Source organism: [Rhizobium] kunmingense, from assembly GCF_977018605.1.
This window is the reverse complement of the sequence record NZ_CDRNXG010000001.1, coordinates 3,239,447-3,254,298: the sequence shown is the minus strand read 5'-3', so window position 1 is coordinate 3,254,298 and position 14,852 is coordinate 3,239,447. Positions and strand designations below refer to the sequence as shown.

Genomic DNA, 14,852 nt, shown 5'->3' with positions numbered 1-14,852 from the left:
AACACCCGCCGGCGCTTGCCGGCCAATAACAACAATAGCCACCAGAGATAGTCAGACCAGAGGACCAATCATGAAGAAATTCTCCACTCTCACTGCGGCGCTTCTCGCCAGTGCCTTCCTGGCCGCCCCGGCCATGGCATCGGAACTGCGAATCGGCCTCAACGACGATGCCGACGTGCTGGATCCGGCACAGTCGCGCACCTTCGTCGGCCGTATCGTCTACACCGCCATGTGCGACAAGCTCGTCGACATCGACGAGAACATGAAGATCGTCCCGCAGCTCGCCACCGAATGGGCCTGGTCCGAAGAGGGCAAGGTTCTGACGATGAAGATCCGCGAAGGCGTCAAGTTCCACGATGGCGAAGCGCTCGATGCAGCAGCCGTCGTCGCCACGATCGTTCGCAACATGACCCTGCCCGAATCGCGCCGCAAGAGCGAGCTGTCCTCGGTTGAAAAGGTCGAGGCGACCGGCCCGCTGGAAGTCAAGTTCACGCTCAAGTCTGCCGATGTTACGTTGCTTGCCCAGCTGACCGACCGCGCCGGCATGATCGTTGCTCCGAAGGCGGCAGCCGAACTCGGCGCCAACTTCGGCAGCGCTCCGGTTTGTGCTGGTCCGTTCAAGTTCGTCGAGCGCATCGCGCAGGACCGCATCGTGCTTGAAAAGTTCGCCGACTATTGGGATGCCGACAAGGTTCTCGTCGACAAGGTAACCTACCTGCCGATCCCGGACACGACCGTAAAGCTCGCCAACCTTCGTTCGGGCGATCTCGACATGGCGGAGCGCATCTCGGCCTCCGACGCAGAGTCGGTGAAGAGTGATTCGAACCTGACCTATGCCGACGTTATCGGTCCGGGCTACATGGCGATGTATGTCAACGTCGGTAACGGCGCGCGTGCAGATAACCCGCTCGGCAAGGACAAGCGCCTGCGTCAGGCCTTCTCGCTCGCCATCGACCGCGAAGCGATCAGCCAGATCGTCTATGAAGGCACCGCCAAGGCCGGCAACCAGCCCTATCCGCCGACCAGCCCGTGGTTCAACCAGAACCTGCCGGTCCCGGCTCGTGATATCGAGAAGGCCAAGGAACTGATGAAGGAAGCGGGCTACGAGACGCTCGACGTCGAGCTTCAGCACGCCAACAACACCACGCAGACGCAGATGATGCAGGTCATCCAGTCTATGGTGGCGGAAGCCGGCTTCAACGTCACGCTGAAGGCGACCGAATTCGCCACGCTTCTGTCCGAGCAGACCGCCGGTAATTACCAGCTGTCGCGTTCCGACTGGTCGGGCCGTATCGATCCGGACGGTAACCTTCACCAGTTCGTCACCTGCAAGGGCGGCATCAACGACGTGAAGTACTGCAACCCGGAAGTCGACAAGCTGCTCGACGAAGCTCGCGCCTCGACAGAAGATGCCGCTCGCAAGGAAAAGTATGACGCAGCATCCGTCATCCTCGCGGACGACATGCCGATCATCTACCTCGGCCACCAGCCCTATGCCTATGCTGTTTCCAACAGCGTCAAGGGCTGGAAGCCTTCGCCGGACGGCATGATCCGCCTTCTCGGCGTTTCCAAGGACTAATCCGCATCCGTTCCGGCCGCACGCGTTTTCCGTGCGGCCGGAATATCCCTATCTGCCAGACTTACCCTAAACGAGGGCAATGCCATGCCTGTCTACATCGGCAAGCGACTGCTGGTCGCCATCCCGACCCTGTTGATCATCTCGATCTTCGTCTTCTCCCTGCAGAAGCTTCTGCCCGGTGATCCTATCCTGGCCATGGCCGGTGAAGAGCGCGATCCGGCGACCATCGAATTCCTGCGCGAGAAGTATCGCCTCAACGATCCTCTGCCGATCCAGTACGTCAATTGGCTGGGCGGCGTCGTGACAGGCGATTTCGGCATTTCCCTGCGCACCAACCAGCCGGTGCTGGAACTGATCGGCCAGAAATTGCCTGTCACCATCCAGCTCTCCATCATGGCGATGATCTTCGCGATGATGATCGGCATCCCGATGGGCATTCTGGCGGCCGTGAAGAAGAATACCTGGATCGACTACACGGCCAATATCGTGGCGTTGTCGGGGCTTTCCATTCCGAATTTTTGGCTCGGCATCATGCTGATCCTGCTGGTCTCCGTCCAGCTCGGCTGGCTGCCGGCCTCGGGCTACGAATCGATCTTTGTCGATCCGGTTCGCTCTATCGAGACGATGATCATGCCGGCCTTCGTACTGGGCACGGCGCTTGCTGCAACGCTGATGCGCCATACCCGCTCGGCCATGCTTGCAGTCATGAGCTCCGACTACATCCGCACGGCACGCGCCAAGGGTCTCTCACCCTGGCAGATCGTCATGTCGCACGGTTTCCGCAACGCGCTTCTGCCGGTCATCACGCTTCTTGCGCTGCTCTTCGGCGAACTCCTGGGCGGCGCTGTCCTGACCGAACAGATCTTTACCATTCCGGGTTTCGGCAAGATGACCGTCGATGCCGTGTTCACCCGCGATTACGCCGTCGTCCAGGGCATCGTGCTGTGCACCGCCATCGGCTTCATCCTGATGAACCTGCTCGCCGACATCGCCTATGTAATGCTCAATCCGCGCCTCAGGGCGACTATCTGAGGCTGACGATATGACCGCACTCAACTCCACCGTTCCCGTCCCGGTCAAGCGACAGGAAAGCCGCGCCTGGAAGAAGATGAAGCGCAACAAGTCGGCGCTTGTCGGCCTCGTCATCGTTGCCTTCTTCAGCCTTCTCGCCGTTGCGGCACCTATCCTGCCGATCGCCGATCCGATCGCCACAAGCTGGGGTGCGATCCGCCGTGCGCCTTCCGCCGCTCATTGGCTCGGCACCGACGATCTCGGCCGCGACATCCTCTCGCGCATGATCTGGGGCGCGCAGGCCTCGTTGATGGCGGGCGTCATCTCGGTCTTCATCGCGGTTGCCATCGGCGTTCCCTTCGGCCTGATCTCCGGCTATTTCGGCGGCTGGGTCGACATGGTGATCTCGCGTGTCACCGAGGCGTTGCTGGCCATGCCGTTCCTGATCATGGCGATCGCGCTCGCAGCCTTCCTCGGCCCGAGCCTGACCAACGCGATGATCGCCATCGGCCTTTCCGCCATGCCGATCTTCGTGCGGCTGACCCGCGGCCAGGTTCTGGCCGTCAAGACGGAAGACTATGTGGAAGGCGCTCGTTCGATCGGCCTCAACCACATGGACATCATGGTCCGCTACATCCTGCCGAACGTCTTTGCCCCGATCATCGTTCAGGCAACCCTGACGGTCGCCACCGCCATTATCGCCGAAGCGAGCCTTTCCTTCCTCGGTCTCGGCCAGCAGGCGCCGGCGCCTTCCTGGGGTTCCATGCTCAACACGGCCAAGAACTTCCTGAGCCAGGCGCCATGGATGACGCTGTGGCCCGGTATCGCGATCTTCTTCGTGGTGATCGGCTTCAACCTGCTCGGCGACGGTCTGCGCGATGCGCTCGACCCGCGTGAAAACTAATCCTCAAGGAATGCGATAATGAGTGACTTTACCACGCGCCCCGAAATCCTCGGCACATTCGGCGTCGTCACCTCCACCCACTGGATTGCGTCCGCTGTCGGCATGGCGATCCTCGAAAAGGGCGGCAACGCCTTCGATGCGGCTGTTGCCACCGGCTTCGTGCTGCAGATCGTCGAGCCGCATCTGTGCGGTCCCGGCGGCGACATGCCGGCCGTCTTCTATTCGAAGAAGACCGACAAGGTCGAGGTCATCTGCGCTCAGGCTCCGGCGCCGGCTGGCGCCACGATCGAGCACTACACGAATGAAGGCCTGAAGCTGATCCCAGGCGACGGCCTGCTGGCGACCGTCATTCCCGGCGCTTTCGACGGCTGGATGCTGATGCTGCGCGACTACGGCACGATGACCGTCCGCGAAGTGCTTGAGCCGGCAATCTACTACGCCGAGCATGGCCACCCGACGCTGCCGCGCGTATCCGCCACGATCAAGGGCCTTGCCGAATTCTTCGAGAAGGAATGGCCGACCTCCTACGAGACATGGTTGCCCGGCGGTGCTGCACCGGAAGCCCATGCCAATTTCAAGAACCCGGTTCTGGCCGAAACCTACAAGCGCATCATCGCCGAATCCGAGGCGAAGACAGGTCGCGAAAATCAGGTGGAAGCCGCTCGCGACGCCTTCTATCGCGGCTTTGTCGCCGAGGCGATCGATCGCTACGTCCGGACCGCCGAGGTCATGGATGCCTCCGGCTCGAAGCACAAGGGCGTGCTGACGGCAGAAGACATGGCCAACTGGCGCGCCACGGTGGAAGCACCGCAGACGCTCGACTACCAGGACTGGACGATCGCCAAGACGCCGGCCTGGGGGCAGGGGCCGGTGCTCCTGCAGTCGCTGGCGCTGCTCAAGGGTTTCGATCTCGCCGCCATGGACCCTTCCGGCCCGGATTTCGTCCACACGATCGTGGAAGCCATGAAGCTCGCCTATGCCGACCGCGAGGTGTACTACGGCGATCCGGAATTCGGCCAGATCCCGACCGAATATCTTCTGTCGGAAGGCTACAATGCCGAGCGCCGCAAGCTGATCGGCTCGACCGCATCGCTCGAATTGCGTCCCGGCACCGTACCGGGCTATGAGCGCCAGGTCGATGCGACGATGGCCATGCTTGCCGAGATGAGCGGCACCGGCACGGTCTACGAGCCGACCATGTCGCACCTCACCGAGAAGAAGGGCGACACCGTCCATATCGACGTCATCGATCGCTGGGGCAACATGGTCTCGACCACCCCGTCGGGCGGCTGGCTGCAGTCTTCGCCGATCGTGCCGGGCCTCGGTTTCGCGCTCAATTCCCGCGCCCAGATGTTCTGGCTGAAGGAAGGTCTGCCGACCTCGCTCGCGCCGGGCAAGCGCCCGCGCACGACGCTCACCCCGTCGCTGGCACTGCATCAGGGCAAGCCCTCAATGGTGTTCGGTACGCCGGGTGGTGACCAGCAGGACCAGTGGCAACTGCCCTTCTTCCTGCGTTATGCCCATCACGGAAAGAACCTGCAGGCGACGATCGACATGCCGCTGTTCCACACGTCGCACTTTCCCGGCTCTTTCTATCCTCGCACCAGTTCGCCGGGCGAGATCATGGTGGAAAGCACGATCGGCGAGGCGACGCTCGAAGCGCTGCGCAGCCGTGGCCACAAGGTCAAGGTCGCCGATCCGTGGACGGTGGGTCGCCTGACGGCTGCGCGCCGTGATGCCGACGGCCTGCTGCACGCCGCTGCAACCCCGCGCCTGATGCAGGCCTATGCGATTGGACGCTAAGCCATGACCTGGTCGATCGTCGCACGCGATCAAAAGACGGGCCATCTGGGCATCGCCGTCGCCAGCCGCTTCTTCGCGGTCGGCGGCACGGTGCCGCATGTCAGGGGCGGGGTGGGAGCAATCGCCACCCAGGCCTTTGTCAGCCCGCTCTACGGCACCGACGGCCTGACGCTTCTCGATGATGGCAAGTCGCCGGACGAGATCATCGCGACGCTCACCGCCCGCGACGACGGCTATCGCCAGCGCCAGATGCACCTGATCGACGGGCGAGGCCGCACCGCCGCCTTCACCGGTGAAAAATGCGTCGATTGGGCCGGTCATCTGGTGGACGACAACGTCTCCGTCGCCGGCAACATGCTCGCCGGACCGGAGGTTATCGCCGAGACGTTGCGGGTCTACAAGGACCGTGCCGCATCGGGAAAGCCGATGGCGGAATGCTTGCTCGACGCGATGGATGCCGGCGAGGCCGCTGGTGGCGACAAGCGCGGGCGTCAGTCGGCAGCGATCGTCATCTACCGCGATCAGGATTATCCCTGGCTGCGCATCCATGCCGATGACCACGCAGAGCCGCTTGTCGAACTGCGCAGGCTCTATGCCGTGGCGCAGGAGCGATACCTTCATGTTGCCGAGACCATGCCCACCCGCGACAACCCGCACGGGATGATCGACCGCAGCGTCATCGATCAGAAAATCGCAGCGCTCGAAGCTGCCCGCGACGCGGAAGGCCGTGCCTCCGCTTCCTTTGCTACCCCCTGGAAACCACTATGACCCAAGCTCCCGTCCTCTCCGTCAAGAACCTCTCCACCTCCTTCCTGGTTGACGGCCAATGGAAGAGCGTCGTGCGCAACATGTCCTTCGACGTTGCGCCGGGCGAAACCGTTGCCATCGTCGGCGAATCTGGTTCCGGCAAGTCCGTCACCTCGCTGTCGCTGATGCGCCTCCTCAATCCGGCGGCGAGCCGTATCGAAGGCGAGGTCATGCTGAACGGCCGCAATCTCCTCGCTCTTTCTGAGCAAGAGATGCGGGCGGTGCGCGGCAACGAAGTCTCGATGATTTTCCAGGAGCCGATGACCTCGCTCAACCCGATCTTCACCATCGGCCGACAGATCTCTGAGGTTCTGATCCGCCACAAGGCCATGTCGAAGGCCGAGGCTCGCGCCGAGACGATCCGTCTTCTCGAAAAGGTCCGTATCCCGAACGCCGCCGGCCGTTTTGACGAGTATCCGCACCAGTTTTCCGGCGGCATGCGCCAGCGCGTCATGATCGCCATGGCGCTTGCCTCGCGCCCGAAGCTCCTGATTGCCGACGAACCCACGACGGCACTCGACGTCACCATCCAGGGACAGATCCTCGACCTGATCAAGATCCTGCAGGAAGAGGAGGGCATGTCGGTCCTCTTCATCACCCACGACATGGGCGTCGTTGCCGAAATCGCCGACCGCACGATCGTCATGTTCCGCGGGGATGAAGTCGAAACCGGCCCGACCGAAGACATCTTCCTGCGCGGCAAGCACCCGTATACCCGCGCACTCCTGTCGGCTGTGCCGAAGCTCGGCTCGATGCAGGGCCGCAAGTGGCCGACGCGTTTTCCGGTTCTCGATGCTACGACCGGCGAGACGGCAGAGCCGGTCGAGGTCGCCAACACGGTGGCCGGCGGCAAGACGCCGGTTCTGCAGGTGAGGAACCTCATTACCCGCTTCCCGATCAAGTCAGGCCTTCTGTCGCGCCAGACCGGTGCGGTCCATGCGGTCGAGAACGTCTCCTTCGATCTCTTCCAGGGCGAGACGCTGTCGCTCGTCGGCGAATCCGGGTGCGGCAAGTCCACGACCGGCCGTTCGATCATGCGCCTCGTCGAGCCGACAGCCGGCGACGTGTCGCTCGACGGCTACGATGTGATGAAGCTCGATACGGTGGCGTTGCGCAACATGCGCAAGTCCGTGCAGATGATCTTCCAGGACCCGTTCTCCTCGCTTAACCCGCGCATGACGGTCGGCACGGCGATCTCCGAGCCCTTCATCAAGCACAAGCTCGGCACTGCGAAACAGGCCAAGGAAAAGACGGCTGATCTGCTCGAAAAGGTCGGCCTTGCAGCCGACATGGCGAGCCGCTATCCGCATGAATTCTCGGGCGGCCAGCGCCAGCGTATCGCCATTGCCCGTGCGCTAGCCCTCGACCCGAAGGTCATCGTCGCCGACGAAAGCGTCTCGGCGCTCGACGTGTCGATCAAGGCGCAGGTCTGCAATCTTCTGCTCGACCTGCAGCAGAGCCTCAACCTCGCCTTCCTGTTCATCTCCCATGACATGGCGGTGGTCGAGCGCGTCAGCCATCGTGTCGCGGTCATGTATCTCGGCGAGATCGTCGAGATCGGCCCGCGCGCTGCCGTCTTCGACAATCCGCAGCATCCCTACACCAAGAAGCTGATGTCGGCCGTTCCAGTGCCTGACCCGTCGCGCCGTGGCATCCGCCGTGGCATTTCCAACGACGAACTGAAAAGCCCGGTGCGCGGCATGGACTACCAGCCCCCGAAGCGGGAATACCGCGAAGTATCGCCGGGCCACATGGTTCAGATGGCGTAACAAACGGAAGCCGGCCATCGCGCCGGCTTTTTGTTGGCCTCAGATCAGCCTCAGTCCCTTGAGGCTGGCATGACCATCCTTGCCGATGATGATGTGATCGTGGACGGTGATGCCGAGTGGCTTGGCCGTCTCGATGATCGTCTTCGTCATGTCTATATCGGCCCGTGACGGCGTCGGGTCGCCGCTCGGGTGGTTGTGCACCAATATGATCGCCGTCGCCGAAAGCTCCAGCGCCCGCCGCATCACTTCACGGGGATAGACGGGCGTGTGATCCACCGTTCCCTTGCCCTGGATTTCATCGGCGATCAGCGCATTGCGCTTGTCGAGAAACAGGACGCGGAATTGTTCGCGGGCTTCATACGCCATCACCGCATGGCAATAGTCGATCACCGAAGACCAGGATGAGAGAACCTGCTTCTCGCGCAGTTCACTCCGCAGAATGCGCTGTCCGACGGTGGCGACGAGTTTCAGGTCCAGTGCCACCGTCTCGCCGATCCCCTTCACCTCCTGCAACAGGGCTACCGGCGCACCGAAGACACCCGCAAGCGAACCGAACCGCGCAAGCAGCGCTTTCGCCAGCGGCTTGGTGTCGCGTCTCGGGATGGAGCGGAACAGCAGCAGTTCGAGGATCTCGTAATCGGCCAGCGAGGTATCGCCGTGTTCGCGATATTTTTCGCGCAGGCGTTCGCGGTGGCCGTGATAGTGCTCGTCGGCCTCGGCAGCCGGGCCCGTCTTCAGGGAAGCGCGCTTTGCCGGCTGTTCGGCAAAATATCCACGTTCGTCGGCAAACAGGTCGTCACGCCCCATGTCCTCGTTCGGTTCGGAAGGATCCTGCGAGGAAAGGGGGCGCTTGTTCATCGGTCAGCCCTGAAGCGGCGGCAGGCCGGGGCGATCGAAGCCGCCGGGCGATAGGGTGAAGATTTCGCAGCCTGTGGCGGTCACGCCGATGGCGTGTTCGTACTGTGCCGAAAGCGATCGGTCGCGGGTCACCGCCGTCCAACCGTCGGCGAGCACCTTCACATGCGGTTTGCCGAGATTGATCATCGGCTCGATCGTGAAGATCATGCCTTCCTTCAATTCCGGGCCTTCGTCGGCGCGTCCGTAATGCAGGATGTTGGGGGTGTCGTGGAACAGCCGCCCGACGCCGTGGCCGCAGAAATCGCGCACGACGGAGCAGCGCTCGGCCTCGGCATAGGTCTGGATCGCTTCGCCGATTGCGCCGGTGCGCACGCCGGGTTTGACCACTGCAATGCCGCGCATCAGGCACTCATAGGTCACTTCCATCAACCGCTCTGCTGCGCGCTTGATTTCGCCGACCGGATACATGCGGCTTGAATCGCCGTGCCAGCCGTCGAGAATGTAGGTCACGTCTATATTGACGATCTCGCCTTCGCGCAGCGGCTTGTCGTCGGGCATGCCGTGGCAGACGACGTGGTTGATCGAGGTGCAGACGGAATATTTGTAGCCGCGATAGTTCAGCGTCGCGGGCAGCGCGCCGTGATCCATGCCGAATTCGAAGACGAAGCGGTCGATCGCGCTGGTGGTAACGCCCGGCTTGACGATCGATGCCAGCTCGTCGAGGCATCGTGCCGTCAGAAGGCATGCCTTGCGCATCCCGGCAAAATCGTCGGTCGTGTTGTAAAGACGGATCGCGCCTGTGTTCTTCAGGGGGGCGGAAGCCGCCTCAATGTAATTTACCATCATGTTTCTCTCTTCGCTTACCCGTTCATAATGCAGCATGGCGGGGTTCGTCCATGCCGTTGAGCGAGTTCGACCGGATTGTCGTTCGAGCGCGCTTGAGCGCATATTCCATCTGCCTGTTGCAAGTGCTATATAGAGTGCTCTTAAAGGCACGAAAGAAAAATTCATGGTCAGCATCGTCCTTGCCGAAGTGACGGCCAGCATCTCGGAATTGAAGCGCAACCCGATGGGAACCGTCGCTGCGGGAGACGGTTCGCCGGTTGCTATCCTCAACCGCAACGAACCGGCATTCTACTGCGTGCCTGCTGCCGCATATGAAGCCATGCTGGAGCGCTTGGAAGACATGGAACTCAATGCGCTGGCTGACAGCCGGGTCAATGAGCCCGTCGTCAAGGTCAGGCTTGATGAGCTATGAGCTGGCTTTTCTCGACGCGGCTCTGAAGGAATGGCGCAAACTGGACGCCAATATCCGCGAGCAGTTCAGGAAGAAGCTTGCCGAGCGGCTGGAGATCCCTCGGGTGCCGGCCGCTCAGCTTCATGGCAGCAAGGATCGCTACAAGATCAAGTTGCGATCCGCCGGCTATCGGCTTGTCTATGAGGTCAGGGATGGGCAACTGATCGTGCTCGTTGTCGCAATCGGCCGCCGTGATCGCAATGCCGTCTATGAGGCTGCCAGAAAGCGCTAGATCAGGACGCCGCCTTGTGTCTCCAGAACCGGTACCAGCCCGGTCGCCGCGATCCCTTCTTGCGATACGGCACAGCGGATTGCATAGGCCTCAACGCCGCGCAGCCTGGCCCGCTGAAACGACACCGCATAGAAGGGGTCGAGATCGGCGCAGATTGCAAAGCGTTTGCAGTCGGCCCGCTGGATCAGATAGATCATCACCGCCCGGTGACCGGCCTCTGCCATGTCGCCGAGTTCCTCCAGATGCTTGGCGCCGCGTTTCGTCACCGTATCGGGAAATTCGGCAAACCCCGGTTCGCGGCTGAAATGCACGTTCTTCACCTCGACATAGGCGTCCGGCAATCCGGCCTCTTTCAGAAGGAAGTCGATGCGCGAACTGCGTCCGTATTTCTGTTCCCTGAGGATCGTCGAATAATCGGAGAGGCTGGGCACGAGGCCGGCCCGGATTGCCTCCTCGGCCAATCGGTTCGGCATGCCGGTATTGACGCCGACCATCTGGCCATCCGCCTCGATCATCTCGAAAACATGGCGGTATTTGCGCGTCGGGCTGTCATGTTCGGACAGCCAGATGCGTGATCCGGGCGTGGTCAGCCCGCGCATCGAGCCGGTATTGGGGCACGAACCGGTAATCGGCGTGCCGTCTTTCAGCACGGCGTCGAACAGAAAGCGCTTGTAGCGCTGCACCAGCGTTGCGGGTGTAAGCGGCGGATCGAATTTCATGAATGTCCGGTCTCGTCAGCCGCGCGCCAGAACATAAGCACCGGGCGCATCTCCGACCGGTGACAGGTCGCCATCGCCCGGCTGACGAGCGGGAACACGCGCGTCGTCCTGCGCTTCCACCCATCGCTGCCAGTGTGGCCACCACGAGCCGCCGGTTTCCGTAGCCGTCTCGAGCCAGCCGTCCAGCGTCTCGGCTTTGCCGCCGCCGCTCCAGTAGCGATACTTGTGGCGCGACGGCGGATTGACCACGCCGGCGATATGGCCGGACGCCGCGAGCACGAATTCCACCGGTGCGCCGAACGCGGCACTGCCGCGATAGACGGAGCGGGCAGGGGCGATATGGTCTTCGCGCGTGGCGAGATTGAAGATCGGAATGGTGATGTCCTTGAGGTCGATTGTCGTGCCGCCGAGCGTCATCCGCCCGCCGCTCATCGCGTTGTCGAGATAGCAGTTGCGCAGGTAATAGGCGTGGTTGGCGGCGGCCACGCGGGTGGAATCGGAATTCCAGTAGAGAAGATCGAAGGGCAGGGGATCGCGGCCCATCAGGTAGCTATTGACCATATAGGGCCAGATCAGTTCCGACGAGCGCAGAAGGTTGAACACGGCCGCCATCTGCGAGGCGGCCAGATAACCGGTCGCGGCCATCTGCTTTTCCATCACCGCGAGCTGCTCTTCATCGACGAAAACCTTCAGGTCGCCCGCCTCCTCGAAATCAACCTGCGCCGTCAGGAAGGTGACCGATGCGACACGCTCGTCCTTCTCCTGTGCATGCAGCGCAAGAGCCGCCGCAAGCAGCGTGCCGCCGACGCAATAGCCGATGGCGTTCACCTTGCTTTCGCCCGTCGCCTCTGTGGCGGCGGCGATCGCAAAGTCTATGCCCTCACGGATATAGGCCTCCCAGTCCTTTGCCGCGTGGCTTTTGTCTGGGTTGACCCAGGAGATGACGAACACCGTATGCCCCTGCTCGACACACCACTTGATGAAGCTTTTTTCCGGTGTGAGGTCGAGAATGTAGAACTTGTTGATCCACGGCGGCACGATGACGAGCGGTCGTTTCAGTACCGTCTCCGTCGCCGGCGCATACTGCAGCACTTCGCAAAGCCCGTTGCGGGCGATAACCTTGCCCGGCGTGATCGCCAGATTGCGTCCGACGCCAAACCCTTCGCTATCCGTCTGGCGCAGCCGCAGATGTCCGCCGCCGGCGACGATGTCCTCGGCAAACATCCGCATGCCGGTCACGAAATTCATCCCGTGGCTTTCCACCGTCTTGCGATAGACTTCCGGATTGGTGACTGCAAAATTGGCCGGTGAAAATGCCGCCGTCATCTGCCGCATATAGAAACGGGCCTTGTATCGTGTGATCTCGTCGAGGCCGTCCGCCTCGGTCACCAGCCGGTCGGCCCATGAAGCACTGGCCTGAAACACCTGCCGCAGGAAGGCGAAGAACGGGTTCTTGTACCAGTCCTCGTCGGCAAAGCGACGATCCTTGTTCGCAGCCATCTCGGCCTTGGCCATTGCCGCGGCACCGGATTCGTCCACGCCGCCCATCTGCTGCACATTGCGCATCCAGATCTCGACATAGGTGGACAGAATGAGCGTCTGCGCCTCGATCAGCCGCTTCGGGTCGGACATCCAGTACTCGGTCAGCGCCGACATCGTATTGATGAAATCGCCGACCGGGGCGGCGAACATGTCGTCGGTAATCTCGCCGCGCTCGCGTGGTCCGAGCCATTCGGCGGCGGCGCGGCCGAGATTCTCCAGCGCCCGCGCGCCGTTCATCATCAGCGATTGCGGGTCCTTGATCGTGTAGGCCTCGAACAACGCATCGAACCCGGCGCCGAACCCCTTGGTGTCGAAGCCTGGAGAATCCTGTCCGGCAGGTCCGTGATCGTCGGACTTGTGGGCCAATCGCAGCCTCCCGTGCATGACCGTTGTTTTCGTTTGTACAATGGCCGTGAAAGCGAATACAAGTGCCGCAAACGGGTCTGTGCCATGCTTTGCGCCGATGCACGGCCCGTCATCAGTTTCGACGGAGATGGGGCAGGCTTATGGGATTTGTAAGGCACGGAATGCGATGCGCGTCCATCATGGCGCCTTTGGCGGTGCTGCCCTTCCTGGCGTCCTGCAACAGCCAGAGCTTTGCGCTCGATGACGGTCGCCCGAATACGCCGCCGCCCGCGGTGATCTCGCAAACGACCACCGTGCGTGAGCCCGGTCCGTTGGCCAGGAAGGATACCGGCACCTATCCCACCTTCGACCGGACGCTTGTCGCCGCCAACGAACAGATCGAGGATGCCGATTACGAAAGCACCGAGCCGCGCCTTGCCGCGCTTGCCCGCGCCCGCCGCGCCGGCAACATTTCGGAAGCCGAGTATCGCAGACGCGTCGTCGAATACCGCAAGCTCGCAGCCGAGCACGGCACCGATGCGCTCGGCACGATCACCAAGTCCCCCTGACCGTCAGGCGTTGATCGGGGCCTGACGGCGGCCTGATCGGCTTTTCCAAATAGCTCTTGCGTTTCGCACCGTTTGGCCGCAAAGCAGGCGGATGCGGCGCATGGTTTGCGCCGCTTTGCCCCGCGCCTCGATGGCCTTGCGCCCAATGGGAAGAGAGATGGAAGAGTTTCATAAAGTCCGCAGACTGCCGCCCTATGTTTTCGAACAGGTCAACCGTTTGAAAGCCAGCGCGCGAGCGGGCGGCGCGGACATTATCGATCTCGGCATGGGCAATCCCGACCTGCCGACCCCCAAGGCGATCGTCGACAAGCTCTGCGAAGTGGTCCAGGACCCGCGCACCCACCGTTATTCCTCGTCGAAGGGCATTCCCGGTCTGCGCCGTGCGCAGGCTGCCTATTATGCCCGTCGATTCGGCGTCAAGCTGAACCCGGATACGCAGGTTGTCGCCACCCTCGGATCGAAGGAAGGCTTCGCCAACATGGCGCAGGCGATCACCGCGCCGGGCGACGTCATTCTCTGCCCCAACCCGACCTACCCCATCCATGCCTTCGGCTTCCTGATGGCAGGCGGCGTTATCCGTTCGATGTCGGTCGAGCCGGACGAAAGCTTCTTCCCGCCGCTGGAACGCGCGGTCAAGCATTCGATCCCGAAGCCGCTGGCGCTGATCATCAATTACCCGTCCAACCCGACGGCGCATGTCGCCTCGCTGGATTTCTACAAGGACGTCATCGCGTTCGCGAAGAAGCACGATCTCATCGTGCTCTCCGACCTTGCCTATTCGGAGATCTATTTCGACGACAACAATCCGCCGCCTTCCGTGCTCGAAGTGCAGGGCGCGATGGATGTCTGCGTCGAGTTCACCTCGATGTCCAAGACCTTTTCCATGCCCGGCTGGCGCATGGGCTTTGCCGTCGGCAACGAGCGCCTGATTGCGGCCCTGACACGCGTGAAGTCCTACCTCGATTACGGCGCCTTCACCCCGATCCAGGTCGCTGCCACCCATGCGCTGAACGGCGATGGTTCCGACATCGCGGAAGTCCGCAATGTCTACAAGCGTCGCCGTGACGTCATGGTCGACACGTTCGGCAAGGCCGGATTCGAGGTTCCGCCGCCGGCAGCCACCATGTTCGCCTGGGCAAAGATCCCGGAAAAGTTCCGCCATCTCGGCAGCCTCGAATTCTCCAAGCTGCTCGTCGAGAAGGCAGATGTGGCCGTTGCTCCCGGCATCGGCTTCGGCGAGATGGGCGATGATTACGTCCGTCTGGCGCTCGTCGAAAACGAGCACCGCATCCGTCAGGCTGCGCGCAACATCAAGAAGTTCTTCTCGACGGCCGACGACACGATGCACAACGTCGTCTCGCTCAACACCCGCCGCTGAAGTTACACTCCCGTGGCGGCCGTTTTCCGGCCGTCATTT

The 14,852-nt window shown here is 62.1% G+C and carries 14 protein-coding genes; 10 read left to right on the top strand and 4 right to left on the bottom strand.

From position 1 onward, the window contains the following. The first annotated feature begins 70 nt into the window (after positions 1-70). The 6 genes from AC0JZ4_RS15730 (at position 71) to AC0JZ4_RS15705 (ending at position 7,873) form a co-directional block, all read left to right on the top strand. Positions 71-1,579 (top strand): ABC transporter substrate-binding protein, encoded by a 1,509-nt coding sequence (locus AC0JZ4_RS15730; RefSeq protein ID WP_471887285.1) that lies wholly within the window; start codon positions 71-73, stop codon positions 1,577-1,579. Positions 1,580-1,663: 84 nt separating this feature from the next. Next, positions 1,664-2,611, top strand: coding sequence for an ABC transporter permease (locus AC0JZ4_RS15725; protein ID WP_471887284.1), 948 nt, complete (start codon positions 1,664-1,666; stop codon positions 2,609-2,611). Positions 2,612-2,621: 10 nt separating this feature from the next. Further along, complete coding sequence (locus AC0JZ4_RS15720) at positions 2,622-3,494, top strand: ABC transporter permease (RefSeq protein WP_471887283.1); 873 nt, start codon at positions 2,622-2,624, stop codon at positions 3,492-3,494. Positions 3,495-3,512: 18 nt separating this feature from the next. After that, positions 3,513-5,297 (top strand): gamma-glutamyltransferase family protein, encoded by a 1,785-nt coding sequence (locus tag AC0JZ4_RS15715; protein WP_471887282.1) that lies wholly within the window; start codon positions 3,513-3,515, stop codon positions 5,295-5,297. A gap of 3 nt (positions 5,298-5,300) precedes the next feature. Continuing rightward, complete coding sequence (locus tag AC0JZ4_RS15710; RefSeq protein WP_471887281.1) at positions 5,301-6,065, top strand: DUF1028 domain-containing protein; 765 nt, start codon at positions 5,301-5,303, stop codon at positions 6,063-6,065. Beyond that, positions 6,062-7,873, top strand: coding sequence for an ABC transporter ATP-binding protein (locus AC0JZ4_RS15705; protein WP_471887280.1), 1,812 nt, complete (start codon positions 6,062-6,064; stop codon positions 7,871-7,873). The genes AC0JZ4_RS15710 and AC0JZ4_RS15705 overlap by 4 nt, the downstream gene beginning before the upstream one ends. Positions 7,874-7,912: 39 nt before the next feature. Here the strand turns inward: AC0JZ4_RS15705 and radC are convergent, their stop codons facing one another. Both radC and map read right to left on the bottom strand, forming a co-directional pair. Then, positions 7,913-8,731 carry a RadC family protein gene (radC, locus tag AC0JZ4_RS15700; protein WP_471887279.1) on the bottom strand — a complete coding sequence of 273 codons (819 nt, stop codon included), beginning with the start codon at positions 8,729-8,731 and terminating at the stop codon, positions 7,913-7,915. 3 nt (positions 8,732-8,734) lie between these two features. Continuing rightward, positions 8,735-9,574, bottom strand: a complete 840-nt coding sequence (gene map, locus AC0JZ4_RS15695) for a type I methionyl aminopeptidase (protein WP_471887908.1) — start codon at positions 9,572-9,574, stop codon at positions 8,735-8,737. Between the two features lie 166 nt (positions 9,575-9,740). Here map and AC0JZ4_RS15690 point away from each other — a divergent pair, with 166 nt between their 5' ends. Beyond that, entirely contained in the window at positions 9,741-9,989 is a 249-nt protein-coding gene (locus AC0JZ4_RS15690; RefSeq protein ID WP_471887278.1) for a type II toxin-antitoxin system Phd/YefM family antitoxin, read from the top strand. After that, the gene (locus tag AC0JZ4_RS15685; RefSeq protein WP_471887277.1) at positions 9,979-10,260 is read left to right on the top strand and encodes a type II toxin-antitoxin system RelE family toxin; all 282 of its coding nucleotides are present in this window, start codon (positions 9,979-9,981) and stop codon (positions 10,258-10,260) included. Before AC0JZ4_RS15690 ends, AC0JZ4_RS15685 begins: the two co-directional genes overlap by 11 nt. Here the strand turns inward: AC0JZ4_RS15685 and sfsA are convergent. Then, positions 10,257-10,979: a DNA/RNA nuclease SfsA gene (sfsA, locus tag AC0JZ4_RS15680; RefSeq protein ID WP_471887276.1), complete on the bottom strand. Its 723-nt coding sequence runs from the start codon at positions 10,977-10,979 to the stop codon at positions 10,257-10,259. The genes AC0JZ4_RS15685 and sfsA overlap by 4 nt on opposite strands. 15 nt (positions 10,980-10,994) lie before the next feature. Beyond that, the gene (locus tag AC0JZ4_RS15675) at positions 10,995-12,887 is read right to left on the bottom strand and encodes a PHA/PHB synthase family protein (protein WP_471887275.1); all 1,893 of its coding nucleotides are present in this window, start codon (positions 12,885-12,887) and stop codon (positions 10,995-10,997) included. A gap of 179 nt (positions 12,888-13,066) precedes the next feature. Between AC0JZ4_RS15675 and AC0JZ4_RS15670 the strand changes: the two genes are divergently transcribed. Together AC0JZ4_RS15670 and AC0JZ4_RS15665 are read left to right on the top strand one after the other, a co-directional pair. Then, on the top strand, positions 13,067-13,435 hold the full coding sequence (locus AC0JZ4_RS15670; RefSeq protein ID WP_471887274.1) for a hypothetical protein: 369 nt from the start codon (positions 13,067-13,069) through the stop codon (positions 13,433-13,435). Positions 13,436-13,580: 145 nt separating this feature from the next. Continuing rightward, positions 13,581-14,813 carry an LL-diaminopimelate aminotransferase gene (locus AC0JZ4_RS15665; RefSeq protein ID WP_471887907.1) on the top strand — a complete coding sequence of 411 codons (1,233 nt, stop codon included), beginning with the start codon at positions 13,581-13,583 and terminating at the stop codon, positions 14,811-14,813. The last annotated feature ends 39 nt before the right edge of the window (positions 14,814-14,852 follow it).